23 protein-coding genes, 2 tRNA genes and 3 pseudogenes are annotated in these 25,553 nt (G+C 68.8%); 18 read left to right on the top strand and 10 right to left on the bottom strand.

The features are described from left to right. Positions 1–188 precede the first annotated feature (188 nt). Both OG390_RS18065 and OG390_RS18060 read left to right on the top strand, forming a co-directional pair. Positions 189–512 (top strand): hypothetical protein, encoded by a 324-nt coding sequence (locus OG390_RS18065; protein WP_406169160.1) that lies wholly within the window; start codon positions 189–191, stop codon positions 510–512. A 109-nt stretch (positions 513–621) separates the two neighbouring features. Beyond that, positions 622–1,251 carry a histidine phosphatase family protein gene (locus OG390_RS18060; RefSeq protein ID WP_406169158.1) on the top strand — a complete coding sequence of 210 codons (630 nt, stop codon included), beginning with the start codon at positions 622–624 and terminating at the stop codon, positions 1,249–1,251. Between the two features lie 103 nt (positions 1,252–1,354). Here OG390_RS18060 and OG390_RS18055 read toward each other — a convergent pair whose 3' ends face one another. Further along, positions 1,355–1,996: a superoxide dismutase gene (locus OG390_RS18055; protein ID WP_406169156.1), complete on the bottom strand. Its 642-nt coding sequence runs from the start codon at positions 1,994–1,996 to the stop codon at positions 1,355–1,357. Positions 1,997–2,241: 245 nt separating this feature from the next. Between OG390_RS18055 and OG390_RS18050 the strand changes: the two are divergent. Further along, positions 2,242–2,487: pseudogene (locus OG390_RS18050) on the top strand (transposase); the annotation flags it as partial. On the opposite strand, the pseudogene OG390_RS18045 reads toward OG390_RS18050, so the two are convergent. After that, a pseudogene (locus tag OG390_RS18045) lies at positions 2,433–2,669 on the bottom strand (sugar kinase); the annotation flags it as partial. The pseudogenes OG390_RS18050 and OG390_RS18045 overlap by 55 nt on opposite strands. A gap of 612 nt (positions 2,670–3,281) precedes the next feature. On the opposite strand from OG390_RS18045, the gene OG390_RS18040 reads away from it, so the two are divergent. Beyond that, a complete protein-coding gene (locus tag OG390_RS18040) occupies positions 3,282–3,872 on the top strand; it encodes a biotin transporter BioY (RefSeq protein ID WP_406169154.1) in 591 nt (196 codons plus the stop codon). A gap of 13 nt (positions 3,873–3,885) precedes the next feature. Here OG390_RS18040 and OG390_RS18035 read toward each other — a convergent pair. Then, positions 3,886–5,271, bottom strand: a pseudogene (locus OG390_RS18035) (FAD-binding oxidoreductase). A 113-nt stretch (positions 5,272–5,384) separates the two neighbouring features. Continuing rightward, positions 5,385–6,107 carry an LPXTG cell wall anchor domain-containing protein gene (locus OG390_RS18030; protein WP_406169152.1) on the bottom strand — a complete coding sequence of 241 codons (723 nt, stop codon included), beginning with the start codon at positions 6,105–6,107 and terminating at the stop codon, positions 5,385–5,387. 231 nt (positions 6,108–6,338) lie between these two features. Here OG390_RS18030 and OG390_RS18025 point away from each other — a divergent pair, with 231 nt between their 5' ends. Further along, entirely contained in the window at positions 6,339–8,444 is a 2,106-nt protein-coding gene (locus OG390_RS18025) for a protein kinase domain-containing protein (protein WP_406169150.1), read from the top strand. A 110-nt stretch (positions 8,445–8,554) separates the two neighbouring features. Here OG390_RS18025 and OG390_RS18020 read toward each other — a convergent pair whose 3' ends face one another. Further along, positions 8,555–10,039, bottom strand: coding sequence for an amino acid permease (locus tag OG390_RS18020; protein WP_406169148.1), 1,485 nt, complete (start codon positions 10,037–10,039; stop codon positions 8,555–8,557). A gap of 206 nt (positions 10,040–10,245) precedes the next feature. Here OG390_RS18020 and OG390_RS18015 point away from each other — a divergent pair, with 206 nt between their 5' ends. Together OG390_RS18015 and OG390_RS18010 are read left to right on the top strand one after the other, a co-directional pair. After that, on the top strand, positions 10,246–10,734 hold the full coding sequence (locus tag OG390_RS18015) for a ribose-5-phosphate isomerase (RefSeq protein ID WP_399074680.1): 489 nt from the start codon (positions 10,246–10,248) through the stop codon (positions 10,732–10,734). Positions 10,735–10,913: 179 nt separating this feature from the next. Beyond that, entirely contained in the window at positions 10,914–11,723 is an 810-nt protein-coding gene (locus tag OG390_RS18010; protein WP_406169147.1) for an Fpg/Nei family DNA glycosylase, read from the top strand. A 13-nt stretch (positions 11,724–11,736) separates the two neighbouring features. Here the strand turns inward: OG390_RS18010 and OG390_RS18005 are convergent, their stop codons facing one another. Then, entirely contained in the window at positions 11,737–12,966 is a 1,230-nt protein-coding gene (locus OG390_RS18005) for a GNAT family N-acetyltransferase (RefSeq protein ID WP_406169145.1), read from the bottom strand. 160 nt (positions 12,967–13,126) lie between these two features. Between OG390_RS18005 and OG390_RS18000 the strand changes: the two genes are divergently transcribed. From OG390_RS18000 to OG390_RS17990, 3 genes are read left to right on the top strand one after another with little or no spacing between them, the layout of a single operon-like run. Continuing rightward, the gene (locus tag OG390_RS18000) at positions 13,127–14,299 is read left to right on the top strand and encodes a PP2C family protein-serine/threonine phosphatase (protein ID WP_406169144.1); all 1,173 of its coding nucleotides are present in this window, start codon (positions 13,127–13,129) and stop codon (positions 14,297–14,299) included. A gap of 48 nt (positions 14,300–14,347) precedes the next feature. Then, positions 14,348–14,563 carry a hypothetical protein gene (locus OG390_RS17995; protein ID WP_406169142.1) on the top strand — a complete coding sequence of 72 codons (216 nt, stop codon included), beginning with the start codon at positions 14,348–14,350 and terminating at the stop codon, positions 14,561–14,563. Beyond that, on the top strand, positions 14,560–15,015 hold the full coding sequence (locus tag OG390_RS17990) for an HD domain-containing protein (RefSeq protein ID WP_406169140.1): 456 nt from the start codon (positions 14,560–14,562) through the stop codon (positions 15,013–15,015). The genes OG390_RS17995 and OG390_RS17990 overlap by 4 nt, the downstream gene beginning before the upstream one ends. A gap of 105 nt (positions 15,016–15,120) precedes the next feature. Here OG390_RS17990 and OG390_RS17985 read toward each other — a convergent pair whose 3' ends face one another. Then, a complete protein-coding gene (locus OG390_RS17985; protein WP_406169139.1) occupies positions 15,121–16,296 on the bottom strand; it encodes an acyltransferase family protein in 1,176 nt (391 codons plus the stop codon). 624 nt (positions 16,297–16,920) lie between these two features. On the opposite strand from OG390_RS17985, the gene OG390_RS17980 reads away from it, so the two are divergent. Both OG390_RS17980 and OG390_RS17975 read left to right on the top strand, forming a co-directional pair. Next, complete coding sequence (locus OG390_RS17980) at positions 16,921–17,115, top strand: hypothetical protein (protein ID WP_016435177.1); 195 nt, start codon at positions 16,921–16,923, stop codon at positions 17,113–17,115. A 505-nt stretch (positions 17,116–17,620) separates the two neighbouring features. Then, a complete protein-coding gene (locus OG390_RS17975; protein WP_406169137.1) occupies positions 17,621–17,875 on the top strand; it encodes a hypothetical protein in 255 nt (84 codons plus the stop codon). Positions 17,876–18,024: 149 nt separating this feature from the next. Here OG390_RS17975 and OG390_RS17970 read toward each other — a convergent pair. Continuing rightward, positions 18,025–18,098: transfer RNA gene (locus OG390_RS17970), tRNA-Gly, on the bottom strand. A gap of 155 nt (positions 18,099–18,253) precedes the next feature. Here OG390_RS17970 and OG390_RS17965 point away from each other — a divergent pair. From OG390_RS17965 to clpX, 5 genes are all read left to right on the top strand, one after another. Continuing rightward, positions 18,254–18,330: transfer RNA gene (locus OG390_RS17965), tRNA-Pro, on the top strand. 202 nt (positions 18,331–18,532) lie between these two features. Next, positions 18,533–19,933 carry a trigger factor gene (gene tig, locus OG390_RS17960; protein ID WP_406169135.1) on the top strand — a complete coding sequence of 467 codons (1,401 nt, stop codon included), beginning with the start codon at positions 18,533–18,535 and terminating at the stop codon, positions 19,931–19,933. A gap of 458 nt (positions 19,934–20,391) precedes the next feature. Continuing rightward, positions 20,392–21,000, top strand: a complete 609-nt coding sequence (locus OG390_RS17955; RefSeq protein ID WP_391355491.1) for an ATP-dependent Clp protease proteolytic subunit — start codon at positions 20,392–20,394, stop codon at positions 20,998–21,000. A 117-nt stretch (positions 21,001–21,117) separates the two neighbouring features. Further along, positions 21,118–21,798, top strand: coding sequence for an ATP-dependent Clp protease proteolytic subunit (locus OG390_RS17950; protein ID WP_362087703.1), 681 nt, complete (start codon positions 21,118–21,120; stop codon positions 21,796–21,798). A gap of 160 nt (positions 21,799–21,958) precedes the next feature. Continuing rightward, a complete protein-coding gene (gene clpX / locus OG390_RS17945; RefSeq protein ID WP_189185069.1) occupies positions 21,959–23,245 on the top strand; it encodes an ATP-dependent Clp protease ATP-binding subunit ClpX in 1,287 nt (428 codons plus the stop codon). Positions 23,246–23,328: 83 nt separating this feature from the next. On the opposite strand, the gene OG390_RS17940 is transcribed toward clpX, so the two are convergent. Beyond that, the gene (locus OG390_RS17940; RefSeq protein ID WP_406169132.1) at positions 23,329–23,946 is read right to left on the bottom strand and encodes a Uma2 family endonuclease; all 618 of its coding nucleotides are present in this window, start codon (positions 23,944–23,946) and stop codon (positions 23,329–23,331) included. A gap of 394 nt (positions 23,947–24,340) precedes the next feature. On the opposite strand from OG390_RS17940, the gene OG390_RS17935 reads away from it, so the two are divergent. After that, on the top strand, positions 24,341–24,646 hold the full coding sequence (locus tag OG390_RS17935) for a hypothetical protein (RefSeq protein WP_406169130.1): 306 nt from the start codon (positions 24,341–24,343) through the stop codon (positions 24,644–24,646). Here the strand turns inward: OG390_RS17935 and OG390_RS17930 are convergent. After that, a complete protein-coding gene (locus OG390_RS17930; RefSeq protein ID WP_406169128.1) occupies positions 24,584–25,519 on the bottom strand; it encodes a hypothetical protein in 936 nt (311 codons plus the stop codon). The two genes, OG390_RS17935 and OG390_RS17930, sit on opposite strands and share 63 nt — an antisense overlap. Positions 25,520–25,553 lie beyond the last annotated feature (34 nt).

Raw genomic sequence — 25,553 nt, 5'->3', positions numbered from 1 at the left:
GTAGGGAACCTTGTGTTCGTCGAGATCGCGCAGCGCCTCGGCCGACGCCCCGTCGTCGACGAGGACGAGGTCGAAGCGGGACAGCGGGACGACGCGGTGCAGCGCGACCGGCCGAGCTTGGTGTGGTCGAGCAGCAGGATGTTGCGGGCGGCCGACGGTGCTGTACGCGGTCGGGGCCGCCGCTGTTGGTGGCGAGCGACCCGTCGGGCCCCTTCGGCCCCGGATGGAAGGCGATCTTCCCGGACGCCGGGCTCGCCCCCTTCACGGTCTGGAAGTACGCGGCCGTGTCCGCGTCAAAGAGCATCCCGGCCTTCTTCGCACCGAGGTCGCTGGAGCACTGGTACCAGGTGTACGACGTCCACGACGGCGGGCCGCCCTGCTTGACCATGCCCGCCCAGTCCTGGGTGAAGGCGATGGCCTCCGGGGTGTTCATGGCCGGTTCGATCTTGCCGTCGGTGACGGTGAAGTCCTTGAGGCCGTTACGCCTTCGTCCTCGGCGAACCCGCCTGTGACGCCGACCTGTGGGCCGCGCTCCTCCAGGGAGCTCGAACAGCGCGGCTGGCTGCCGGCTTCCGTCGCAGCGCACGCGCGAGCCCGCGTGAACCTGGATACTGCCGGGTCATGAGTACGACGAGCACCCGCGGTGCGACCCTTCTGCTGGCCCGGCACGGGCAGACCGTCTGGCATGCCGAGAACCGCTACGCCGGCGTGAGCGACGTCCCCCTCACCGACGAGGGCCGCGTCCAGGCCGAGGCCCTCGGCCGCTGGGCCGCCGCACATCCGGTCGACGCGATCTGGACGTCCACGGTCTCCCGCGTCATCGCCACGGCCGAACCCGCCTGCCGCGCCCTGGGCCTCAGCCCGCACCGCGAACCCGCGCTGCGCGAGTGCGACTTCGGGGTCGTGGAGGGCCGCACCCTCGCCGAGTTCGAGGCGGAGAACCCGGCGCGCGCCAAGGCCTTCCGGGCCGACCCGGTGTCGTACCCCTTCCCGGAGGCGGAGGACCCCCGCACCGCCGCCGCCCGGGGCGCGGCCGCCCTGCGCCGCATCGCCGCCGCCCACCCCGGCGAACGCGTCCTGGTCGTCGCTCACAACACCCTGCTCCGCCTGGTGCTCTGCTCCGTCCTGTCCATCCCGCTGGGCGAGTACCGCCGGGTCTTTCCGCGACTGCGCAACGCGGCGATCACTGAACTGCGGGTGACGGACGGGGCCGTCGCTCTGCTGTCGCTCAACGTGCCGTGCGCACCATGAGGGAAAGCCCCCGCGCGTCAGGTCCTCGCGGGGGCTCTCCTTCTTTCCGCCTGCTGCGTGAAGGGTGAGAAGACGATCACGAGCAGGACGTTTCCTATCTGCCTCAGGGGGCCAGGAGCAACACGTCGGCGCGAGACTTGGCCGCTTCGTGACGCCGGGCCACGTCCTGCCAGTCGACGACGTGCCACATCGCCTCGATGAAGTCGACCTTCTGGTTCTTGTACTGCAGGTAGAAGGCGTGCTCCCAGGCGTCGAAGACGAGGATCGGCACGGAGCCCTGGCCGACGTTGCCCTGGTGGTCGTAGATCTGCTCGACAATGAGGCGGTCGCTCAGCGGCTCGTAGGCGAGGACGCCCCATCCGGAGCCCTGCGTGGTCGCGGAGGCCTTGGTCAGCTGGGCCTTGAAGGCGCCGAACGAGCCGAAGGACTCCGTGATCGCATCCGCGAGGTCGCCGACGCCGTCCGCGGCCAGCGGCTCCCCGCCGCCGTCACCGGTCATGTTGTGCCAGTAGATCGAGTGCAGGATGTGGCCGGAGAGATGGAAGGCCAGGTTCTTCTCCAAGCCGTTGATCGCGCCCCAGCTCTCCTTGTCCCGCGCCTGTGCGAGCTGCTCCAGCGTGTCGTTGGCGCCCTTCACATAGGCGGCGTGGTGCTTGTCGTGGTGCAGCTCGATGATCTCGGGGCTGATCACGGGCGCGAGCGCGGCGTAGTCGTACGGCAGCTCAGGGAGCGTGTAGACGGGCATGCGGGGTCCCCTCCGACCTCTTATTGCAACTAATTTGCAACTGCACGCTAGCAGCAAGAGAGTGGGGGTGCGTGCCGGGGCGCGCACAAGGCGCTGAGGACGCCGGGGGAACCGAGCCTGGGCATTCGGAAGGGCTCGCCCGAAACTGTCCTCCGTGCGAGGGTTCTCAAGGGTCCAGTGCGAAGCCGCCGGGCGCAGCGCCCGACAGGGCGCGCGAACGCGTGATCGGGTGATTCCCTCAATAGCTCGGGCAGTTCATCGCGTACAAGGCCCGCAGAGCGGGAGTGCCGGTGGTGTACGTCGATCCGGCGTACACCTCCCGCACCTGCGCCGAATGCGGGCATGTAGACAAGGCGAACCGGGCGAGTCAGGCTCGGTTCGCGTGCCGGTTCTGCGGATTCGTTGATCACGCGGATCGGAACGGCTCCCGCAGCATCCGGGGCGCGGCCGACTCGAGGATCAGGCCCGGTTCGGCGAACCGGGCGCAGTAGTCCGTCACCGACGTCGGCGAAAGACCGGTCAGCCGGGCGATGGTGCTGCGCGCCACCGGACCGTGCTCCAGCACGGACCGCAGGACGACGCTCGCGTTCGTCCTGTGCCGGTCGCGATCGGCGGCGCGCGGTAGGCGGGAAGAGGAGGGGGAGGTGAGAGTGGGTGCCGCGGTACGGGGCATGGCGATCATCCTCGGGAACGGGTCCGACACTGCGCCGTCTCGTGAAGTGAGGCGCACGGGATCCGCTCCGCCCGCCGCGCTAAGGACGGCGACAGGCGGCCGCGCTCACCCGTCGCAGGTCGACATGGCGACGCGACGAGAAGTTCCGGGCCTGGGCAATCATGCGTCGAAGGGTAGGCGCTGCCGACCGACTTCGGCCAGGGGTGTGTTTCGCCCCCTCCGCCCCTGCCCATTCCCGACCTCGGGGGCTTCGCCCCCTGCTCCGCAAGCGCCGGAGATTTTCAGCCCGTCCGGCGTTTGAGGACGAGCGCGTCAGCGCGACAGCGGGGGGTCCGGGGGTGCGGCAGCCCCCCAGGTACGGGACGGGCAGGGCCGGAGGGGGCGAAGAAACTCATTGGCGGGACCCTACAGTCGCCACCCATCCCACTACCCCCGACAAATCGACCCCCACCTCAGTGATCAGCATCACGCCCCGACGGGTGTGCCCCACCCTCTTTGTGGAGAGCCCACCAAGCTCCGGATCTCCCCTTTGTCGACCACTGACGGTGATCGCCCACGCACCCCTGGGATAGCGTCACCGTGTCCCAACCTGCCTGCATCGCCGGAGTCCCCATGAGTACCGCAGCCGCCACGCCCCGCACCGGCACCCGCCCCGGCGAGGTCCTCGCCGACCTGCTCCCCGCCTCCCGCGTCAGGGACGCCGCCCTCGTGCTCGGCGGGGCCGCCCTCACCGGCCTCGCCGCCCAGATCTCCCTGCCGGTGCCGGGCTCCCCGGTGCCGGTGACCGGCCAGACCTTCGCGGCGCTCCTCGTCGGCACGGCGCTCGGCGCCGGTCGGGGCCTCTTCTCCCTCGCCCTGTACGCGCTGCTCGGCCTGGCCGGCGTCCCGTGGTTCGCCGGCGGCGCCTCCGGCGTCAGCGTGTCCTTCGGCTACATCCTCGGCATGCTCCTCGCCTCCACCGTCGTGGGCGCCCTCGCCCGCCGCGGCGCCGACCGCTCGGTGCTGCGCATGGCGGGCACGATGCTGCTCGGCGAGGCGATCATCTACGCGATCGGCGTTCCGTACCTGGCCCTGGCCGCCGACATGTCGGCGAGCGCGGCCATCGCGGCGGGCCTCACCCCGTTCCTGATCGGCGACGCCCTCAAGGCGGCCCTGGCGATGGGCGTGCTGCCCACCGCCTGGAAGCTCGTCGACAAGAAGTGACGGCTCAAGTGGCCTACTGGTCCTTGATGTTGTAGTTCCTGCGGAAGAGGTTCGCCGGGTCGTACTGCGACTTCAGCCCGGCGAGCCTCTTGCGCGTTCCCGCGTCGTACAGCCGCTCCGTCCGATCACCGGCCGCGAACGCGAAGTTGAGCGCACGCCCGATCGTCCACGGCGCGATCCTCTCGAACGCCGGGTCCAGCACCGCGCGAGCCCGCTCCCGCTCGGCCATCGCCAGGAGCCGTACGAGGAAACGCCCTTCGCGATGGGGCAAGGAGTTCGGCGCGTCCCGCGCCAGCGCCCCGCCCAGATGGTTGATCTGCACGACGCACATCGCGGGCGCGTCCGGACCGGTGCGGGCGAGGAGTTCGCCCGCCGCGGCCACATCCGTTCACTCAGCACCGCGCTGTCGCCGTAGTACGTGTGCGGGAAGTCCGGGTCGCTGTGGATGGTGTGGCTCTGGGCGTACGGCATCTCGCGCAACGAGTCCACGAGCACCGGCCCGATCTCCCGCAGTGGGGCGACGACCCGCTCACCGTCCGCGCCTGTGTACGCCACGCGTACGGAGATCACGTACCGTCCGCGCAACTGCGGCGGCATTCCCGGCACGTCCGGGTACGGCACGGCCGCGAACGAGGAGGTCAGCCTGTCCGGCACGGTCCGCGTCCAGTGCTCGTACGCCCGCAGCACGTCCACCGGATCGACCGAGCGCCCGTCGAAGGCGAGCGAGCCGCCGTACAGCCGCGCGACCGGTACGAGCCCGATCTCCAGCTCGGTGACGACGCCGAGTTGTGGCCACCGCCGAGGAGCGCCCAGTACAGCTCGCCGTCCGACTCGGGTGTCACATGGCGGAGTCGCCCGTCGGCGGTGACCACGTCCAGCGAGCGCACATGGTCGGCGGCGTCTCGAACTCCCTTGCCAGGATGCCGAGTCCGCCGCTCAGGGTGTACGAGACGACGCCCACGCCCGGCGCCGACCCTCCTCCACTGCCTTAACGGCGTGGGAGGTACCCCCATTGCGGGGCGAGCCCGTACGGCTCGGCCGCCGCGACGACCTGGCCCCAGCGGACACCTGCCTGGACCTGGACGGTGCGTGCCTGAGGATCGACGCTCACCTCGTGCATGCGCTTCGTCGTGATCAGGACGCCGCCCTCCGCCGAGCCCGGCAGCCCGTGCCCTGTGGCCTGCACCCCGACCGGCAGGCCCGCGGAGGCGGCGTAGTGCACCGCAGCGGTCACGTCGTCGGCCGACGACGCGGCGAAGATCACGGCGGGCCGTTGTGCGAAGCCGGTCTGGAAACCGGCGAGTTCCTCGTCGTACCCGGGGTTGCCGGGGCGGAGGACGAGCCGGCCACGGTCTGCGGTGTTCCGGTCCTGGTCTGCGGTGGTGTCGGCGGTGTTCATGCGGTTCATCGTGGCGGCATTACCTGGCAATGGCCGTCAGGTTTTCCGGGGTCACGCAAGAGATGGGCCGGGACGCCGCGCTCGGTATCCCGGCCCACCTCGACAGGCGCTGGTCAGGGCTGCTGCCGCCGCGGGCGCCGGTGCGCCCACCACAGTCCGGCCGCTCCCGCGGAGATGAGCGCCGCGCCTGCCGCGCCGAGCGGCAGCACGTCGCTCCCCAGGCCGGTCTTCGGCAGCTGGTCGCCGCCGGGTGCCACCGGCTTGTTGTCGGTGCCGAGCAGCAGCGGGGTGGCCGGGGCGTTCGGCGACGGGTTCGTCGTACCGAACGGCACGGGGCCCTGCTGCCAGTAGGTCTTCTTCCCGTTGCTCGTCTGCACCGGGAGGCAGATCTTTCCGGTCTTGCTCAGATCGAACGTCGCATCGACCGCGTACGACTTTGACTTGCCGACCGCGAGATTGCCGACCGAGCAAACGAAACCACTGTTCGATCCCTTGGGCAGATCCTTGTCCGCCATGGCGGTGCAGCCCTTGACGGCCTTGACCTGAAGGCCGTCGAAACCGACCACCAAAAGCCTGATGTCGCCGCTGTCCTTGGTCCCTTCGTTCTTTACCGTGGCAGTAATCGCCGTCTTCTGTGAACTGTTGTCGACCGAGATCTTCTCGGGCAGCAGCGTGGTCAGCTTTACACCCGACGGCGCCTCGTCAATTACTTTTCCCCCCTTGCTGCTTCCCGGCCCCTGGTCGTCCGCGACGGCGGTGAAGGAAAGGATCATCACGGCCGAGAAAGATGCCGTGAGCAGCGATCCCGCGATGGTCGTCGTGCGACGAGAACTCATGTTCGTCCCCCTTGGCTGCGCCTGAATTCGCAGTACTTGAAGAGGTACCACAAGATTTCTCCGCACTATGCTGGTACGGCCCGAAGTGTGACCATTGTGTTTCTGTTGTGACGGGCGATTGTGGCTGATGTTGAGGGGGTGCAGGGATTGTCGGCGAACGTACAGGGCGGTGTTCCGGGATTACTGGTGACGGGGCGTTATCGGCTGGTCGAGAGTATTGGTCAGGGGGGAATGGGGCGGGTGTGGCGAGCCGCCGACGAAATGCTCGACCGGCAGGTCGCGGTCAAGGAAATGCGCATCGACGGACTCGATCCCGAGGACACGAGGACGCGCCGCGAACGCACACTGCGCGAAGCCAGGGCCACGGCCCGGATCGACCATCCCAACGTCGTCCGCATCTACGACGTCGTGGACGAGGGCGAGCGGCTGTGGATCGTCATGGAACTCGTCGCCGGGCGTTCCCTGGAACAGATCGTGGTGGAGGACGGACCGCTCGGCGCGCGCGAGGCGGCCCGGATCGGGCTCCAACTGGTCTCGGCGCTGCGCCAGGTGCACGCCGGGGGAGTGCTGCACCGCGACATCAAACCGGGCAACGTCCTGGTCGAGCGGCGCGGCCACCGCGTCGTCCTCACCGACTTCGGCATCGCCGCGTTGCAGGACGCGGAGGCTCTCACCATGGTGGGCATGCTGGTCGGCTCCCCCGACTACATGGCGCCCGAACGCATCTCCGGCCGCGCACAGGGCCCGCCGTCCGACGTGTGGTCGCTGGGCGCGACTCTTTGCGCGGCCCTCGGCGGCCGCTCCCCGTTCTCCCGCTCCACCACGCTGGCGACGCTGCACGCCGTTCTGTACGAGGAGCCCGAGCTTCCCGCGTCCGCAGGTGACTTGCGGGCCATTCTGGCCGCGCTCCTGGAGAAGGAGCCGTCGACCCGGCCCGGCTTGGCGGAAGTTGAGGCGGAGCTCGCGGAGATCGTGCACCGGGGGTCGGAGGCCGGGGTGGACACGGATTCCGCCGAACTTCCGGATACGGGGCCCGAGTACGACTTCGACTCCGCGTACGAATTCGAGTACGCGACCGAGGCTGGGGCCGAGTCCGAGTCCGAGTCCGAGTCCGAGTCCGAGTCCGGGGCCGGGTCCCGGCCCGGGGCTGGGGTCGGGCCCTGGGGCGGGGCCGAATCCGAGTCCGAGCCCGGGCCCTGGCCGGAGCCGGACGTGCCGAATGCCACCGCACCGCTCCTTCAGCCGGCTCACGAGGAGCCGCCCACGCCCGCACTCCTCGACGCCGAACTGCTACGTGCCGCGCGGCAGCCCCCGTCGGACCTCCCCGAGGCCACTCCGCCTCCGGAAGAAGAACGCGCCCCCGAACGCGCCCCCGAACCCGAACCCGTACACGACGCGATACCGCTGCACCGCACCCCGACACGAAAGAGCCCACCCGACTTCGAGAAGCACCCAAAGCTGCAACCGCAGAACCATCCGAAGGGGCCCCCGGAGCAGCCGTCCGCCTCCGCCCCCAACGCCTCCACCGAAGTCCCCTCCGCGGTGCGCGCGGAGGTCGGCTCGGAGATCCCCTCCGCCGGCACTCCCGACACGTCGGCGCGGACCGCGACGGCGATGACCGCGGCACGGCAGCCGCGGGCGCCCGGTCCCGTCGGGATGCCCCCCGGCGAACTCCCCGGTCCCGCCGTGCCGTCCGGCGGCCCGCGACGGAGCAGGCGTCGTATGGGTCTGGCCGCGGCCAGTGGTGTGGTCGCCGCGGGCGTCGTCGCCTGGGTCGTCATCGCCTCGATGAGCGGATCGCCCGACGACAGGGCCGGGGCCTCCTCCGGATCGTCCGCGCCGACCGCCTCGTCGGGAGCCGTCGGCTCCGCGTCTCCCTCGTCCACGGTCGAGGGCACCTCGCGGCCGCCCAGCCTGCCCCCGGGAGCCCATCGGGAGGCCGGCGGCTACGCGTGGGCGACGCCCAAGGGCTGGCGCCGTGACCTGAAGACGGGCTCGGAGGTGCACTACACCTCGCCCGACGGCAAGCAGGAACTCGCGGCCACGTCCTCGTTGGCCAAGGGCGACCTGATGCAGACCTGGCAGACCTCGGAACAGAACGCCCGCCAGGGGCGGGACTACCAGAAGATCCGTCTCGACAGGACGACGTTCCAGGGCAGGCCCGCAGTCGTCTGGGAGTACACCTTCACGCTCAAGGGCGTGCACTGGCACGCCCTGCTGCTCGGCTTCGACGCCGACGGCAAGTCGTATCAGGTCAACACCTGGTACCAGCCGGACATCGAGAACCAGGCGCTCCAGGTCTACCAGCAGGTCAAGAACAGCTTCACGGTGCTGTGAAGCGGGACCGCGTGGCGCAAACGGAAGGAGGGGCCCCGCGGCGAGGACAATCGCCGCGGAGTCCCTCCCACACGTCACATCAAAGACGTCGGACCGACGTCATCATCGGCTCAGCCGACCTTCACCGGATCCTCGTCCCGAGGCTCGGCGGCCACGACGTGCTGCACGGAGGACGCGCCCGCCCCGACCTTCTGCCGGATGACGGCGATGACGAGTACCACCGCCGCGACCAGCAGCGACAGCAGCACGGTCTCCCGGCCGTCGTGTTCCGTGTCGGTCAGCATGTAGCCGAGCACGAAGACGATCAGCGCGGCCGTCGCCCAGGTCAGGTACGGGTACAGCCACATCTTCACGACCAGCTTCTCCGGCGCCTCACGCTGGATGATCTTCCGCATCCGCAGCTGGGAGAAGCAGATGACCAGCCAGACGAACAGGGCGACCGCACCGGAGGAGTTGACCAGGAAGAGGAAGACCGAGTCCGGGAACTTGTAGTTGAAGAAGACGGCGACGAAGCCGAAGACGACCGAGACGACGATCGCGGCCATCGGCACACCGCGCGAGGTGGTCTTCGCGAAGGTCTTCGGCGCGTCACCGCGCTGACCGAGCGAGAAGGCCATGCGGGAGGCCGTGTAGAGGCCGGAGTTGAGGCAGGACAGCACCGACGTCAGCACGATGAAGTTCATGATCTGACCGGCGTGCGCGATGCCGAGGGAGTCCAGGGCGGCGACGTACGAGCCCTTGTCCTTGATCGAGGGGTCGTTCCACGGCAGCAGGGCCACGACGACGAAGATCGAGCCGAGGTAGAAGACGCCGATCCGCCAGATGATGCTGTTGGTGGACTTGGTGACGGCCCGCTGCGGGTCCTCGGACTCACCGGCGGCGAGGGTCGCGATCTCGCTGCCCATGAAGGAGAAGACGACCAGCAGGACGCCGGTGAGGATCGCGCCGGGTCCGTGCGGCAGGAAGCCGCCGTGGCCGGTCAGGTTTCCGATGCCGGCCTTGTCGCTGTCCGCGCCCGGCAGCACACCGAAGATCGCGAGCGCGCCCACGATGATGAACGCGCCGATCGCCACGACCTTGATCCCGGCGAACCAGAACTCGAACTCGCCGTACGACCCCACGGACACCAGGTTGGTGGCGGTGAGGACGACCATCACGATGAGCGCCCAGCCCCACTGGGGCACGGCCGGGATCCATCCTTCGAGGATCTTGGCGCCGGCGGTGGCCTCCACGGCCAGCACGACGACCCAGAAGAACCAGTAGAGCCAGCCGATCGAGAAGCCGGCCCAGCGGCCGAGCGCGCGGTCGGCGTGCGCGGAGAAGGAGCCGGAGGTCGGGTTCGCGGCCGACATCTCTCCGAGCATCCGCATCACCAGCACCACGAGCGTGCCGACGAGAGCGTAGGAGAGGAGGATGCCGGGCCCGGCGGTGGCGATACCGGTGCTGGAGCCGACGAACAGCCCGGCTCCGATGACACCACCGATGGCGATCATGGACAGATGGCGGTTCTTGAGTCCGGCCTGGAGGCCGCCACCGGGTTCTCCGGGGCCTCCGGGGCCGCTTGCGGCCTTCGTGGGGGTCGGCTGCGAGGTCATGAGGGGGATTCCTTTGCGCCGGTGGGCAGATTCCCGTGCATGAGCGGTGTACGGGTCGGACCAGTGAATCTGAGGCAAAGGAATTCGTGAACCTTTGAATCCAGATCGTTACTTGAGGTTTCCCTGAGGTTCTGTAGTATTGCTCACGGTTTCCGTGGTCGAACCCCCGCGGCGCAGCGACGAAACAGCCGTGTCACACTCGGACCATGCGCGTGTACCTCGGCTCCGATCATGCCGGTTTCGAACTCAAGAACCACCTCGTCGAGTGGCTCAAGGCCGCCGGTCACGAGCCCGTCGACTGCGGGCCCCACATCTATGACGCCCAGGACGACTACCCGCCGTTCTGCCTCCGCGCCGCGGAGCGCACGGCGGCCGATCCCGAGTCCCTCGGCATCGTGATCGGCGGCTCGGGCAACGGTGAGCAGATCGCCGCGAACAAGGTGGCCGGGGTTCGCGCCGCGCTCGCCTGGAGCGAGGAGACGGCGTCGCTGGGCCGCCAGCACAACAACGCCAATGTCGTCGCCGTCGGCGCCCGCATGCACTCGGAGGAAGAGGCGACGAAGTTCGTCGAGACCTTCCTCAACACCCCCTTCTCCGGTGACGAGCGCCACATCCGCCGCATCGACATGCTCTCCGCCTACGAGACGACCCGCGAACTCCCCCCGATCCCGGCCCACCACCCGCAGCAGCCGTAGCCACGGGGGCCCCTGCGTTGTTCACGCAGTTCCCCGCGCCCCTTTTCAGGGGCGCGGGGAACTGCGCAGTCTTTTAGGGGGGTCCGCGGGGGCGCAGCCCCCAGGCACGGGACGGGCAGGGGCGGAGGGGGCGAAAAACGCCCGAGCCGTCGGACGACAGACAACAGCAGGAGGACCCCGTGCCCGAAGGGCACACGATTCACCGGCTCGCCGAGGACTACCTCGCGAGCTTCGGCGGCCGCCCGGCACGCGTCACCAGCCCCCAGGGCAAGTTCACCGACGCCGCCGCCCTCCTGGACGGCGCGGAGCTCGGCACCGCGGAAGCCCACGGCAAACACCTCTTCCTCGGCTTCCGCGCAGAGGACTGGATCCACATCCACCTGGGCCTCTTCGGCAAGGTCGACTTCGGCGACGCCCCCGCCCCACCTCCCACGGACACCGTCCGCCTCCGCCTGGCGAACAACACCGCGTACGTGGACCTCCGCGGCCCCACCACCTGCGCCCTGATCACGGACACCGAGAAGCAGGCGATACACGACCGCCTCGGCCCGGACCCCCTCCGCCCCGACGCCGACCCTTCAGCGGCGTACCACCGCGTCTCCCGCAGCCGTACGACGATCGCCGCCCTCCTCATGGACCAGAAGATCATTTCGGGCGTGGGCAACGTCTACCGCGCCGAGGTCCTCTTCCGGCACGGCATCGACCCGTACCGTGCGGGCAAGGACCTCACCCGCACGGAGTGGAACGCGATCTGGACGGACCTCGTGGAGCTGATGCGCGAGGGCGTCCGCAACAACCGCATCGACACGGTCCGCCCGGAACACACCCCCGAGGCGATGGGCCGCCCGCCGCGCGTGGACGACCACGGCGGCGAGGTCTACGTGTACCGCAGGGCCCACCTGCCCTGCCACATCTGTGGCGGCGAGATCCGCACCGCCGATCTCGCCGCCCGCAACCTGTTCTGGTGCCCGACCTGCCAGCGGCCGTAGCCGAGCGCCGCCGTCAGAACCCGTGCGGCAGCCAGGGCGCGACCACGGACGAGAAGGCCACGGACGCCTCCCCCAGCGCCCCCTGGCGCAGCTCCCGCACCCGCCCGGCCGCGGCGAGCGAGGCGAGTGACACCCCACCGAGATATGCGGCCCCCAACTCCCGTACGGACAGGGTGAGATCGACCGAGTCGCCGGTGCGCACGTACGTCGCGCCCTTCGCGTCCCCGGTGAGCCGCCAACGCCCCTTGTTCCAGGGGCAGAATGCGTCCTCGACCTCGAACACCACGTCCACCGGCGCCTGATACGTGCGCGCCTCCAGCGCCGCTCCGACATCGACGAGCCGTACGTGCAGCGAGTCCTTCATCCGCAGATTGCAGCGCCGGATGTCGGACACCAGGTGCTGCACGTCCTCGTCGACGGGCCGGGCCCGGGTGCGCAGCGTGGACGTCAGGTCGATGTCGAACAGGAACCGCCACAGCGCGGCCCGCACCGCCGGGTCGAGCCCCTCCAGGTCGCTCAGGATCACCACGCCGTCGGGCCCGGACGGGCCCCACTCCGGCTTGACCCGGAAGCGCGCGTAGCCGACGACCTCGCCGTCCCGATCGGCCACCACGCACTGCAGCGGCGACGCGCCGTCCCGCTCGCTCTTGGGGTCGAGGACCTGGAGGCGGTCCCAGCCGGGCTGCCGCGCCAGCATTCCCGGCCGGCCCCGAACCACGCGCGCGTACACCGCCTCGCACGCGTCGAGCACCTCGGCCGGCACGGCGTAGCGCAGATGTACGTCGTCGGTGCCGGGCGGCACCGACAGTCGTACGCGGTGGGTGTCGATCTCGGCGTTGAGCTGCAGTGTGCTGATGCCGTAGCCGAACCGGCCGTAGATCGCCGGTTCCGAGGCGGTCAGGACGGCGAGCGGCTCGCCCCCGGCGCGGATGTCGTCCAGCTGGCGCCGCATCAGCGCGGTCAGCACCCCGCGCCTGCGGTGCGTGGCTGCGACGCTCACCATGGTGATACCCGCGGCCGGGACGGAGGCGCCGCCGGGGACGGTGACGCGGAAGGAGAACGCGCCCGCCGTACCCACGCACTGATCGCCGTCCCACACGCCCAGGGAACGGTCGTACTCTGTGAGCGCGTTGTACAGCTCACGCTCCTCGGACGCCTCCGGGACGCCACCGAACGCGCGAATGAGGTTGTCGTACCAGACATCCCAGTCGGTCTGCTGCAGCACCCGCACGTCAGTTGTCATAGCCCATGCCTACCAGGGCAATGCGGTACGAGCGAGGGAATTTCTCCCCCGCCGTCGCGGTGCCTGGTGTGAAGTTCTCTGTGAAGTTGAGCGCTCGGACGGGGGACAAGTGGGACCTCCCGTGCCAAGCACCTGGTCCGATGGATAGGGTCCCGAACTAATGGCAGCAGGACGAGAGCGGCGCGCGGAAGCCGAGACGTTCACGGCCCGGTTGAAGAAGCAGTGGCACCGGGCCCGCACAGGGTTGCGCAGATCCGCCGTCGACTACTTCCGTGGGGACGGTTCGGACTGGATCGCGCTGGCCGGTCTGCTGCTCACGATTCCCCTGGTCGCCGCCACGACGCTGGTGAACTCGGTGTGGTGCTCGCCCGCCGCCCTCGTTCTGCCGATCGTGGCCGGAGGCCTCCTGCTGCGCCCGGCCAGCCTGCTCGGTCTGTACGCGGCCGCGGCCACCGCGTTGATAGTGGAGTCCGTGGAGCTGGGCCCGTACACCGAGGGCCCGTCCCGGGTGACACCGGGCGTGGTGCTGGTGGTCGCGGCCTGCGGCTTCTTCGGACTCCTGATCGCGCAGTTCCGCAGCCGGGTGGGCGTGCCCTGGCGACGGGGCGGCACCATGCTCTTCGACCTCCGCGAACGCATCCGGGTGCAGAGCAAGCTGCCGAAGCTGCCGCTGGGCTGGCACCGTGAGATGGCGCTGCGACCTGCCGGCGGGCAGTCCTTCTCGGGAGACTTCGTGGTGGCCGCCCGTACGAACGGGGGCCGCACCCTGGAGGTCGTCCTCACGGACGTCTCGGGCAAGGGCATGGACGCGGGCTCGCGCGCGCTCCTCCTCTCCGGAGCCTTCGGAGGCCTCCTGGGCTCCCTCGCACCGCACGCCTTCCTCCCCGCCGCGAACGGCTACCTCCTCCGCCAGGACTGGGACGAGGGCTTCGCGACCTCGATCCACCTGGTCCTCGATCTGGACTCCGGGGACTACGAACTCTTCTCCGCCGGACACCCGCCGGGTCTGCAGCTCAGTGCGGGCAGCGGGCGCTGGGAGGAGAAGGCCGCGGAAGGGCCCCTGCTGGGTGTGTACGACGGCGCCCAGTTCGACTCCGTGAAGGGGGCGTTGCGTCCCGGAGACGTGTTGATGCTGTTCACGGACGGGCTGGTGGAGACCTCCGACCGTGACATCGTCGAGGGCATCGACCGCCTCACCGGCGAAGCCGATCGCTATGTGGCCGGTGGCTTCCACGGAGCCGCCTGGCACCTCATCGAAGCCGTGGCCAGGGACGTCAACGACGACCGCGCCCTCCTCCTGATCTGCCGAGACGGCTCGACCCCCACACGGTGACCGAGGGAGGATTTCGCCCCCTCCGCCCCTGCCCGTCCCGTGCGCGCAGTGCCCTGCGTCCCTGAAGGGCGCGGGGAACTGCGCAATCACCCGGGCCCGGCGACGACCGCGGCGCCGTCGAGGACGCTGGCGACGCCCCCGAAGGAGCGCGACGGTGCCGGCCGCGCGGACGGCTCGTTCGCCGCGGCGATCGTCGTGCTCGGCGTGACGGCGGCGACCGTCCCTCCCCGCGCGGCACTGCGCGGGGAGACACTGGAGGAGTGACGCAGACTCTTCTGACCCTGGCCGAAGTCGAAGCCATTGCCCGTGAGGCGCACGCCGCCCAGACCGACAAGGCCGGGCGGCCGTACGCCGAGCATCTCCAGGCCGTGGCGGAGGGCGTCCGCGAGCGCGGCGGCGACGACGAACAGATAGCCGCGGCCTGGCTGCACGACGCCGTCGAGGACGACGCGCTCTCCGCGGACTGGCTGCACGAGGCCGCGCTGACCCGACGTACGAAGGACATCGTGCTGGCGCTCACCAAACAGGAGGGCGAGCCGCCGGAGTCGTACGCGCGGCGCATCCGTACGACCCCGGGCGCCCTTCTGGTGAAGGTGTCGGACCTGGCGCACAACGCCGATCCGGCCCGGCTCGCGGTCCTGGACGAGCACACCCGGGCCCGGCTGACGAAGAAGTACGCCACGATGCGGGCGTTGCTGGGGCTGCCGCCGTCCTGAGCGGCCCGAGGCGCTTGCCCGGGCAGCGCACGCAGGGTGGCCCGGCACGGAAAAGTGCGGGCCCGGGAGAACCCGGGCCCGCACTTCGAGCGGTCAGCCGCGTGGCTAGGCCTTCGCCGTCGCCCGCTCCCGAGCCAGCTCCGTCGCGTCCCGCTTGAAGGCCCAGGCCATCCTGGGCTCCATCGCGAAACGGAAGATCCGCTGGACGGGCGGCGTGCACAGCGCGGTGACGAGCGTGGCCGCGACGATCGTCACGAGGATCTCGCCCAGCGGCTTGTGCAGCCACGGGTGGTCGAACCAGCCCCAGTAGTCGGATGCCTTGACCACCAAGCCGTGCAGCAGATAGCCGTACAGCGTGCCCGCTCCGAGCGCCGTGAACCAGAAGGAGCGCCGCGGCACCCAGGCGAAGAAGCACGCGGTGAGCAGCAGCGAGCAGCCGTAGAGCGCGAGGGTCATGACGACACCCGCCCACCAGGGCGCGCCCAGTTCCTGTGCGCTGTCACGGTGGTAGAACCAGGCGGCGTTCATACGCGGCGCCGCCCAGTAGCCCACGACCAGCGCCGTCGCGAAGATCGGCACCGACAGGATCCGCACCTCACGGCGCCGTACCAGCTGGAAGTGCTCGGGCTTCATGAACAGGCCCATGACGAAGAACGGCAGGAACTGCAGCACGCGCTGGAGGTCCAGGTCGTCGCCGATGTCCGGGGAGACGGACGCGAGCACCGCGAAGACGAGTGCCAGCGGAAGAGGCCAGCGCATCAGCTTCCACAGCGGGGTCGTCAGCCGCCAGACGAAGAGCGCGACCAGGAACCAGGTGAGGTACCAGGGGTCGAGGAGGGTGATCGACTGATCCGTATCGCCGCCGGCCCAGCGATCGAAGAGGGAGTACGCCGTCTCGAAGAGGACGTACGGCACGGCGACACCGGTCACCAGCCTCTTGAGCCGGTCGGGGCGCATGTCGAAACTGCGCGAGAAGTAGCCGGAGATGATGATGAAGGCCGGCATATGGAAGGTGTACACGACCGTGTAAGCCGCTTCGATGGTGCGACTCTGGCCCTTCAGCGGCTCCCACGCGTGGCCCATGGCCACTAGCACGATGGCCAGGTACTTGGCGTTGTCGAAGAAGGCGTCGCGCTGCTTGGCGGGCTTGGCGCCCGCGGCGGCATCGGTGGCCGCTCTGGGGGTTTGGGGTGAGCGCGGACTCGGCACTCCTGCCGCCGGCTGCTCTGCCGGGGGGAGCGGCGCTCTGTGGTGGCCGTGCGGTCGGAGCGAGTTCGTCACAGGCCCTCCCACCAAGAACTCGGGGAGAGGATCCGGGACCTCGCTGCACAGGCGGGGGACGTGGCGGCGTGGAACATCTGAGGCACCCTAGCGTTGTCTATGCGTTTTCGTAAAACGCTCGGCGTCATTCCTGCTTATCGCCTGCGAGTACCCAGGATTTGGAGATGTCTGCCTATCGGTCCGCAAGTGGTTCGGCATACCGATCTGCTTACCGTATGAGGCTGTTCTGTCCCCATACATCCCGACTAAATGGTGCATAAGGCTCGCGGGCGACTCTGGTGATATGTCCGGTTCATTAGCCTTTAGTTACCCGTCTATAGGGTCTTCGATGTGCCTGTGGCAACAATTCGAATTACCTGCGAACAGGTTGTGTGGACATGGCAACGGTCCCTCTGAATTTCCGTTGAGGGGCCCGTGCGGGTGCACTCTCGAATTGCCGTGCGGAGTCCCGCCGTTGGTCCGCGCCGAGGCGGTGCGGGTGTGCGGGCCCGGCGTGCCCGCGGCCGACGATGCGTCACCCGCCGCATACGAAAGCCTGGTTGGTGGCACGATGGTTCTGGCGGGGGTGTGAGGGGTTGCACCTCCGGGCCGGGAGAGCGGACCGACCGTAGGGTGTGATCAGTTGTGGCCATTTCGCTGTCAGTGGTGCTGCTGTTGGCGATCATCCTTGTGGTGTTGATCCGAGGGGGATCGATCAAGGCGGGACCTGCCATTGTCGCGGTGCTCTTCGGTTTCTTCCTCGCGTCGACCGGCATGGCTCCGTCCATCAATCGGTTCCTGAACTCGATAGCGGAGACGATCAACTCGATCAGCTTCTGAACAGGACAGGGCAGGGCAGGACAGGGCGGGACCGGACGGGACGCATCCGCTCGTAGCGCTTTCGACAGGCGTCGGGGAATGCGGAGCGGGGATCCGCCGCGACCTGAAACCGGCCGACGTGCTGCCCGTCGACGAGGCTTCTCGCGCCCTCGGCTCCGGCGGGCCGCGTGCCGCCGACCTGGCCACCGCCGACACGCTCACCCGGACCGGGCGCGACGGCGGTCTCCTCCGCTCCTTCACTGCGCCCGCAGGGCCCGCGGCGCACGAAGAAACCTTCGGCCCGATTCCGAGGAACCGGGCCGGGGGCCACAGAGCGGGCGACGGGAATCGAACCCGCGTAGCCGGTTCGGAAGATCGCCCTTCCGCCGTGGCGGCCGAGCACCGTCCCGGCGTACCCGCGTGCCCCATCACCCGGCCCCCGCCCCCGGCGCCACCGTCCAGGTCCGGCCACGGCCGGCCCCACTGCGATCCCAGCGCCGCGGGGGTGATCGACACGGATGTGCGCGTGAGCGGTGCCGTGAAGATCACGGCGACGGGAACGATCGCGATCCAGCGCGACGTCACCACGACCTTCAGTCGGTGGGGCGAGAGCAGCACGCTCGTGGGCTCGGACTACCCGCTGCCGGGTGCGCCGGCCGGGTCGCTGATCGCCCGGATCGGAAACGGACCTGCCACTACATCGGAAACGGACCCGCCACTACATGGGGCGGGCCCGACGATCCTGGTGGGCAGCGGACACGGCACGCCCTGCTCGGGCTGAGGCCTGCACGGGGGTGAACTGATCGGCCTGCACCGTCGCGACTCGAAAGCCCAAGGGGCACTCAGCGGCCAGGGAGCGCTGATCGGAGCCCCCGGAAGCGACAAGGGCCAGGCCAGAGGATCGAACCTCTGGCCTGGCCCTACGCCATATGGAGCGGGCGACGGGAATCGAACCCGCGTAGCTAGTTTGGAAGACTAGGGCTCTACCATTGAGCTACGCCCGCGAGCAGGACGCGCCGCAGGTCAGTGACCGCGGCACAGGAGGCATCGTAGCGGGTCGTACCCCTTCGATGCACACCCCGTTTCCCGTGCCGCACAGGCGCTCGGGAAATGCGGCAGCCCCACTGCCTGCGGGCATGTACCCTACGTGTCGCACCGACGGGGTGTGGCGCAGCTTGGTAGCGCGTCCGCTTTGGGAGCGGAAGGCCGTGGGTTCAAATCCCGCCACCCCGACCACCGGCCGGAACCCGCCAGGGCTCCGCGCGTCGCAAGATCACCTTTTGGGGCGTGTACCGCCTGCGGTTACTATGCAAGCTGCGCGCCCGTGTGTCTGCACTCTCACGTCTCTCAAGGGCCGCGAATCCGCCTAAGGCTCTGCCCCACTCGGCAGAAGCACGCAGCAGAACCCCCAAGAAGTCAGCCACAAGGAGACCGAACCGTGAAGAGCGCCGTGGAGACCCTGAACCCGACCCGGGTTCGGCTCACTGTCGAGGTGCCCTTCGAGGAGCTCAAGGACAGCCTCGACGCGGCGTACAAGAAGATCAACCAGCAGGTCACGGTGAAGGGCTTCCGGAAGGGCAAGATCCCGGCGCGCGTCATCGACCAGCGGTTCGGTCGCGGCGCCGTACTCGAAGAGGCCGTCAACGACGCGCTCCCGAAGTTCTACACCGAAGCGGTCAACGAGGCTGAGCTGAACGTCCTCGGCCAGCCCGAGGTCGACATCACCGAGCTGAAGGACGGCGAGACGCTGAACTTCACCGCCGAGGTCGACATTCGCCCGACCATCGAGATCCCGGACTACTCCGGCATCGAGGTCGAGGTCGACGCCGTCGCGGTCAGCGACGAAGACGTCGAGAAGGCGGTCTCCGACCTGCGCGAGCGCTTCGCGTCGACCTCCCCGGTCGAGCGCGCCGCCCAGGACGGCGACGTCGTCACCATCGACCTGGAGGCCAAGGTCGACGGCGAGGTCCTCGAGGACGGCATCGCCAGCGGTGTCTCCTACACCATCGGTTCCGGCGAGCTGCTCGACGGCATCGACGAGGCCGTGACGGGCGTGGAGGCCGGTGGCGAGGCCACCTTCACCTCCGAGCTCAAGGGCGGCTCCGCGGCCGGCAAGGAGGCCGAGGTCACCGTCAAGGTCACCCAGGTCGCCGCGCGCGAACTCCCCGAGCTGGACGACGACTTCGCGCAGCTCGCCTCCGAGTTCGACACCCTGGAGGAGCTGAAGGCGGACAGCCGCAAGCGCCTCGAGAACATGAAGCAGTACGACCAGGCCACGCAGGCCCAGGAGCGCGTCCTGGAGAAGCTGCTCGAGCTGGTCGAGGTGCCCGTCCCCGAGAAGCTGCTCGAGGACGAGATCAACACCCGTAAGCACAACCTCGAGCACCACCAGCTCGGCCAGATGGGTCTCGACCTCGCGAAGTACCTGGAGATCCAGGGCAAGACCGAGGAAGAGTTCGACGCCGAGACCAAGGAAGCGGCGGTCAAGGGCATCAAGACCCAGTTCGTCCTTGACGAGCTCGTCAACAAGGAGAAGCTGAACGTCAACCAGGAGGAGCTCACCGAGCACCTCATGCGGCGCGCTGCCTCCTCCGGCATGTCCCCCGACCAGTTCGCCCAGGCCGTCGTCGAGGGCGGCCAGGTCCCGATGCTCGTCGGCGAGGTCGCCCGCGGCAAGGCCCTCGCGGTCGTCGTCGAGGCCGCCACGGTCAAGGACACGAACGGCGAGATCGTCGACCTCGAGGACGAGGACGAGACGGAGACGGCCACGGAGGTCGCCGCCGAGGTCACCGAGGGTGAGGCCGCCGAGGCCTCCGCCGAGGAGAGCACCGAGGCCTGATCGCCTCGCTGGACAACTGGACGGGGCTCCCGGGGACACCGGGGGCCCCGTCGGGCTTTGAGGGGCCCCGTCGGGCTTTGAGGGGCCCCGTCAGGCTTTGAAGGGGGCGCGAGGAACTGCGCGAGCAACCCCCACAAAGCCCCGGACGCGCCTGCCGCGCCCGGTCGTCGGCGGGTGCGGCTCGTGGTGGCGGGTGCGGCTTGTAGTGGGCTGATCGCGCAGTTCCCCGCGCCCCTTCGGGTGCCCCGGGCGGGGCGCGCGACCTGCGCTCACAGCGAACAGTTCCTTCTGCGGGATTCACCGGAGGGACCAGCGCGTTAGGGTCCATGAATACGAGGGCAGGGGAGTCCCCGAAGCCGCCCCGAGCGGTGTTGGACCGGGGTCCCACGCCCCCAGCAGACGACGTGAGACGGCCCGGCGCCGTCGTAAGACGAGCAGGTGGATACGTGACGAATCTGATGCCCTCCGCCGCCGGCGAGCCTTCCATCGGTGGTGGCCTCGGCGACCAGGTCTACAACCGGCTGCTCAACGAGCGGATCATCTTCCTCGGCCAGCCGGTGGACGACGACATCGCCAACAAGATCACCGCGCAGTTGCTGCTCCTTGCCTCCGACCCGGACAAGGACATCTACCTCTACATCAACAGCCCCGGCGGATCGATCACGGCCGGCATGGCGATCTACGACACCATGCAGTACATCAAGAACGACGTGGTGACCATCGCCATGGGCATGGCGGCCTCGATGGGCCAGTTCCTGCTCAGCGCCGGTACCCCCGGCAAGCGCTTCGCCCTGCCGAACGCCGAGATCCTGATCCACCAGCCCTCCGCCGGCCTCGCCGGCTCCGCGTCGGACATCAAGATCCACGCCGAGCGGCTGCTGCACACCAAGAAGCGGATGGCGGAGCTGACCGCCTTCCACACCGGCCAGACGGTGGAGCAGGTCACCATCGACTCGGACCGCGACCGCTGGTTCGATCCGATCGAGGCCAAGGAGTACGGCCTCATCGACGACATCATGCCCACCGCTGCCGGTATGCCGGGCGGCGGCGGCACCGGGGCGGCGTAAGCCCCTCAGCGCCCTCCAGGGCGGCGCAGGCCGGGTTCCACCGCCCCAGGCGGCCGCGAGCCGTCCAGCGCCCCCAGCCGACCGCCTCAGCCCTTATCAGGCTCTTCAGGAGACACAGTGAACGACTTCCCCGGCAGCGGCCTCTACGCCCGCACGCAGGCCGAGTACACCGGTCCTCGCGCGGAGTCCCGCTACGTCATCCCGCGCTTCGTCGAGCGCACCTCGCAGGGCGTGCGTGAGTACGACCCGTACGCGAAGCTCTTCGAGGAGCGCGTGATCTTCCTCGGCGTGCAGATCGACGACGCCTCCGCCAACGACGTCATGGCGCAGCTGCTGTGCCTGGAGTCGATGGACCCCGACCGTGACATCTCGGTCTACATCAACAGCCCCGGTGGTTCCTTCACGGCGCTCACTGCCATCTACGACACGATGCAGTTCGTGAAGCCCGACATTCAGACGGTCTGCATGGGACAGGCGGCCTCGGCCGCCGCGATCCTGCTGGCCGCCGGTACGCCGGGCAAGCGCATGGCGCTTCCGAACGCGCGTGTGCTGATCCACCAGCCCTACAGCGAGACCGGCCGCGGCCAGGTCTCGGACCTCGAAATCGCCGCGAACGAGATCCTCCGGATGCGTGCGCAGCTGGAAGAGATGCTGGCCAAGCACTCGACCACGCCGATCGAGAAGATCCGCGAGGACATCGAGCGCGACAAGATCCTCACCGCTGAGGACGCGCTGGCGTACGGCCTGATCGACCAGATCATCTCCACCCGCAAGATGAACAATTCCGCGGTCGTCTGACGTACCGCTGTATCGTCTGCCGCTCCTTGGCGTGGTTCACGGCAAAGTGAACCACGCCAAGGGGGGCCCGAACGGGGGGCTCGGCAAGGTACCGTCGGACATAAGGCAGCACCAGGAGCCGCTGGACCTAGGCGTCTCCCAGGCGAAGGGGAAGCACACCGTGGCACGCATCGGTGACGGCGGCGATCTGCTCAAGTGCTCGTTCTGTGGCAAGAGCCAGAAGCAGGTCAAGAAGCTCATCGCAGGCCCCGGTGTGTACATCTGCGACGAGTGCATCGATCTCTGCAACGAGATCATCGAGGAAGAGCTCGCGGAGACGAGCGAGGTGCGCTGGGAGGAGCTCCCGAAGCCTCGCGAGATCTACGAGTTCCTCGAGGGGTACGTGGTCGGCCAGGAGTCGGCCAAGAAAGCTCTCTCGGTCGCGGTGTACAACCACTACAAGCGGGTCCAGGCCGGCGAGAACAGCACGGGCCAGAACCGCGATGACGCCATCGAGTTGGCGAAGTCGAACATCCTGCTGCTGGGCCCCACGGGCTCCGGCAAGACACTGCTCGCCCAGACCCTGGCGCGCATGCTCAACGTTCCGTTCGCCATCGCCGACGCGACGGCGCTGACGGAGGCGGGGTATGTCGGCGAGGACGTCGAGAACATCCTTCTGAAGCTCATCCAGGCGGCCGACTACGACGTCAAGAAGGCCGAGACGGGCATCATCTACATCGACGAGATCGACAAGGTGGCTCGTAAGAGCGAGAACCCGTCGATCACGCGAGACGTGTCCGGCGAGGGCGTGCAGCAGGCCCTCCTCAAGATCCTCGAAGGCACGACGGCGTCAGTCCCGCCCCAGGGCGGCCGCAAGCATCCCCACCAGGAATTCATCCAGATCGACACGACGAACGTCCTGTTCATCGTGGGCGGCGCCTTCGCGGGCCTGGAGAAGCTCATCGAGTCCCGTGCCGGGGCGAAGGGGATCGGCTTCGGTGCGACGATCCGCTCGAAGCGCGAGCTGGAGTCGAAGGACCAGTTCGAGGACGTCATGCCCGAGGACCTGGTCAAGTTCGGCATGATCCCCGAGTTCATCGGCCGCCTCCCGGTCATCACCTCGGTCCACAACCTGGACCGCGAGGCCCTCCTCCAGATCCTGGTGGAGCCCCGCAACGCCCTGGTGAAGCAGTACCAGCGCCTCTTCGAACTCGACGGCGTGGAACTGGACTTCGAGCGCGAGGCCCTCGAAGCCATCGCCGACCAGGCCATCCTGAGGCAGACCGGCGCCCGAGGGCTCCGCGCCATCATGGAAGAGGTCCTGATGTCGGTGATGTACGAGGTCCCGTCCCGCAAGGACGTGGCCCGCGTCGTCATCACGGCGGACGTCGTCCATTCGAATGTGAACCCGACACTGATCCCGCGGGACGCCCGCGGACGGGGTCCGGGGGAGCAGAAGACGGCGTAGGCGCCGTAGCCATACGAGGAAGGGGCGCCCGGCGAACTTCTCGCCGGGCGCCCCTTGTTGTCCGCCGCGCCTGCCGCTTCCCGTCAGATGTCGGAGTCTTCGTCGTCCTCGGCGGGCGCCTGGAACCCGGCGGTGTCGAGGGGGCAGTCGAACGGCGCGGGGATCTGGAGCTTCTCGCCGAACGGCACTGTGAAGTGTGCCTCGTATCCCTTGGTGGACGCAGCCCAGAAGACGGTGGCCTGCTCCTCCTGCATGTCGAGGAGCAGGTACACCGGCACGCCCGCCTTGCCGTAGGTCTCGACCTTGTCGGTCAGATCGTCGTCCCGGGTGGAGGGGGAGGTCAGCTCGGCGACGAAGGAGAGGCCTTCTCCGTCCAGCCGGTTGCTCGTGGTCCGGCGGGTGCGCCGGTGAGCGGCGTGGATGTCAGGGCCGTAGGCTCGCTCGCCTCCGGGGAATACATAAAGCAAGGGGCCCCAGCTGATGCGGTGATCCTCGGGCAGGTGGGGGCGAAGCTGATCGCAGACCAGATCCATCACGTCCGCGTAATACGCCTTCGACCAAGGCGACACGACGATGTTCCCCCTGATGATCTCGGCTGTGTAGCCGTCTGGCACGTTCAGCTCGTCGAGGGCGTCCAGCAGTCCCTCGAAGCGGTGGGGGTCCGTGCCGCTTATCGTCGGTCGTTCCAGCATCAATGACATGATGCGTCTCCCTCGCGATGTGGGCCAGTCGATACTCAGCGTAGCCGCCGGCGGTGACAGCGGATCGGCGGAAGCCGACCTCAGGGGGTCCTCGTCGTGTGTCGGAATCTGAGGGGCGCAGCGAGGGCACGTACACGGCGGGAGCCGTACGGGGCTGTCCAGGATCAGGTTCGATCCGTAGCTCGCCGTTACTGTCTGGGTAGCGCCCCACGTCTTTCCGCCGTCGCGCGACATCCTTAAGGTCATGCGCGACTGGTCGCCGATACCCATGCCGGGCCCTCCGCGCCCGTGGTCTTGACTCAGGTGACGGAACAGCTCCACGTTCGCCAGATTGTGGTTCGCTGTTGACGACGGGTACCTCTTGGCGGGGCTTCGGCGCGGTGATCGGCTCGAAGTGGAGCCGGAGGAGAAGGGCCTGCTCGAGGACGTCCTGCTCGGGGAGCTGGTCAAGTTCGGCATGATCTCGGAGCGCATCGACCGGCTAGCGGTCATCAGGGCGGTCCACAGTCTCGGCGGCTCCGCACTGCTGCAGTTCCTGGTGGAACCCGCGCTTGACGAAGGCGGGGCGTCCGGCACGGGATTGCCGGGCGCCCCTTCACGGCTGACTACCTTCTCGACGTGCTTCTTTGACCTGACGTCAGATTTTGACGCGGACGTCCTTGCGGAACTTGCCCGTCATGTCCGCGGTGTCCGACAGTGATCCACTCTTGCCGGCCATCATGCTAGCCACGTCGGTGGCGATCACCAGACCGAGAGTGCTGTGATCGCCCCAGATGCAGGTCGGCACAGTGAATTCCTTGGGCCCGGATGTGGTGTCGGTCGACGACGAGCTGTCATTCTTGATCTTGACGGCCTGGCACTTCAGGACCGTGCCGTCCAAGTCGAACTTCTGCGGGCTGCCTACGGGCGTGCCTTCACTGTCGTCCTTGGAAGCCTCGGACTTCATGTGCGCGTACATCGCGTCGACGACCTTCTCCGGGTCGTCGATCTTGCCGTAGACGCCGCTGAACTGCAGCAGCTTCAGCGCCAGCGGGTTGCTCTTGTCGCCGGACGTGTACTGGGCGCTAACGTCCTTCGGGTCCTGCACGCCCCACTTCTTGGCGTCCTCGATGTCGCTCTTGGACATCGTGTCGCTGTCACTCTCGCCCTTCTTGTACTCACCGCTGAGCACCTTGGCCGGAGTTGTCAGCTTGTGCGGACCGTCGTCCGCGACCGAGCTGCCACCCCCGCCACCGATCACGAAGTACGCCCCCACCGCGATCGCCGCCACGACGGCGACGGCGCCGATGATGAGGCCCGTCTTCTTCTTGCCGCCGCTCGGGGTGGGCGGCTGCGGCACGGCGCCGTAGGGCTGCTGGCCGTAGGGAGGCTGCTGGCCGTAGGGAGGCTGCGGGGGGACGCCCTGGGGAGCCTGCTGGGGGTAGCCGTAGCCGGGCTGCGCGGGGGGAGCCTGCTGCGGGTAGCCATAGCCGGGCTGGGGGGCCTGCGGCTGCTGGCCGTAGGGGCCCGGCTGACCGTACGGTCCGGGCTGCTGGGGCTGCCCGCCGTACGGGCCCGGCTGGTTGTAGCTCATTACTGGGTTCCCCTCCAGATACTTATGTGTTCCG

Origin of the sequence: Streptomyces sp. NBC_00996, from assembly GCF_045162675.1 — a bacterium.
Lineage (GTDB): Bacteria > Actinomycetota > Actinomycetes > Streptomycetales > Streptomycetaceae > Streptomyces.
Note: the sequence above shows the minus strand (reverse complement) of the source record. Positions and strands in the feature narration are given on the sequence as shown.

Coding starts and splice junctions, on each gene's coding strand:
- OG390_RS17955 (WP_391355491.1), top strand. CDS start 20,392: ATGCCCTCCGCCGCCGGCGAGCCTTCCATCGGTGGTGGCCTCGGCGAC.
- OG390_RS18015 (WP_399074680.1), top strand. CDS start 10,246: ATGCGCGTGTACCTCGGCTCCGATCATGCCGGTTTCGAACTCAAGAAC.
- OG390_RS18060 (WP_406169158.1), top strand. CDS start 622: ATGAGTACGACGAGCACCCGCGGTGCGACCCTTCTGCTGGCCCGGCAC.
- OG390_RS18000 (WP_406169144.1), top strand. CDS start 13,127: ATGGCAGCAGGACGAGAGCGGCGCGCGGAAGCCGAGACGTTCACGGCC.
- OG390_RS18005 (WP_406169145.1), bottom strand. CDS start 12,966: ATGACAACTGACGTGCGGGTGCTGCAGCAGACCGACTGGGATGTCTGG.
- OG390_RS18030 (WP_406169152.1), bottom strand. CDS start 6,107: ATGAGTTCTCGTCGCACGACGACCATCGCGGGATCGCTGCTCACGGCA.
- OG390_RS18020 (WP_406169148.1), bottom strand. CDS start 10,039: ATGACCTCGCAGCCGACCCCCACGAAGGCCGCAAGCGGCCCCGGAGGC.
- OG390_RS17940 (WP_406169132.1), bottom strand. CDS start 23,946: ATGTCATTGATGCTGGAACGACCGACGATAAGCGGCACGGACCCCCAC.
- OG390_RS18055 (WP_406169156.1), bottom strand. CDS start 1,996: ATGCCCGTCTACACGCTCCCTGAGCTGCCGTACGACTACGCCGCGCTC.
- OG390_RS18025 (WP_406169150.1), top strand. CDS start 6,339: ATGGGGCGGGTGTGGCGAGCCGCCGACGAAATGCTCGACCGGCAGGTC.
- OG390_RS18040 (WP_406169154.1), top strand. CDS start 3,282: ATGAGTACCGCAGCCGCCACGCCCCGCACCGGCACCCGCCCCGGCGAG.
- OG390_RS17930 (WP_406169128.1), bottom strand. CDS start 25,519: ATGAGCTACAACCAGCCGGGCCCGTACGGCGGGCAGCCCCAGCAGCCC.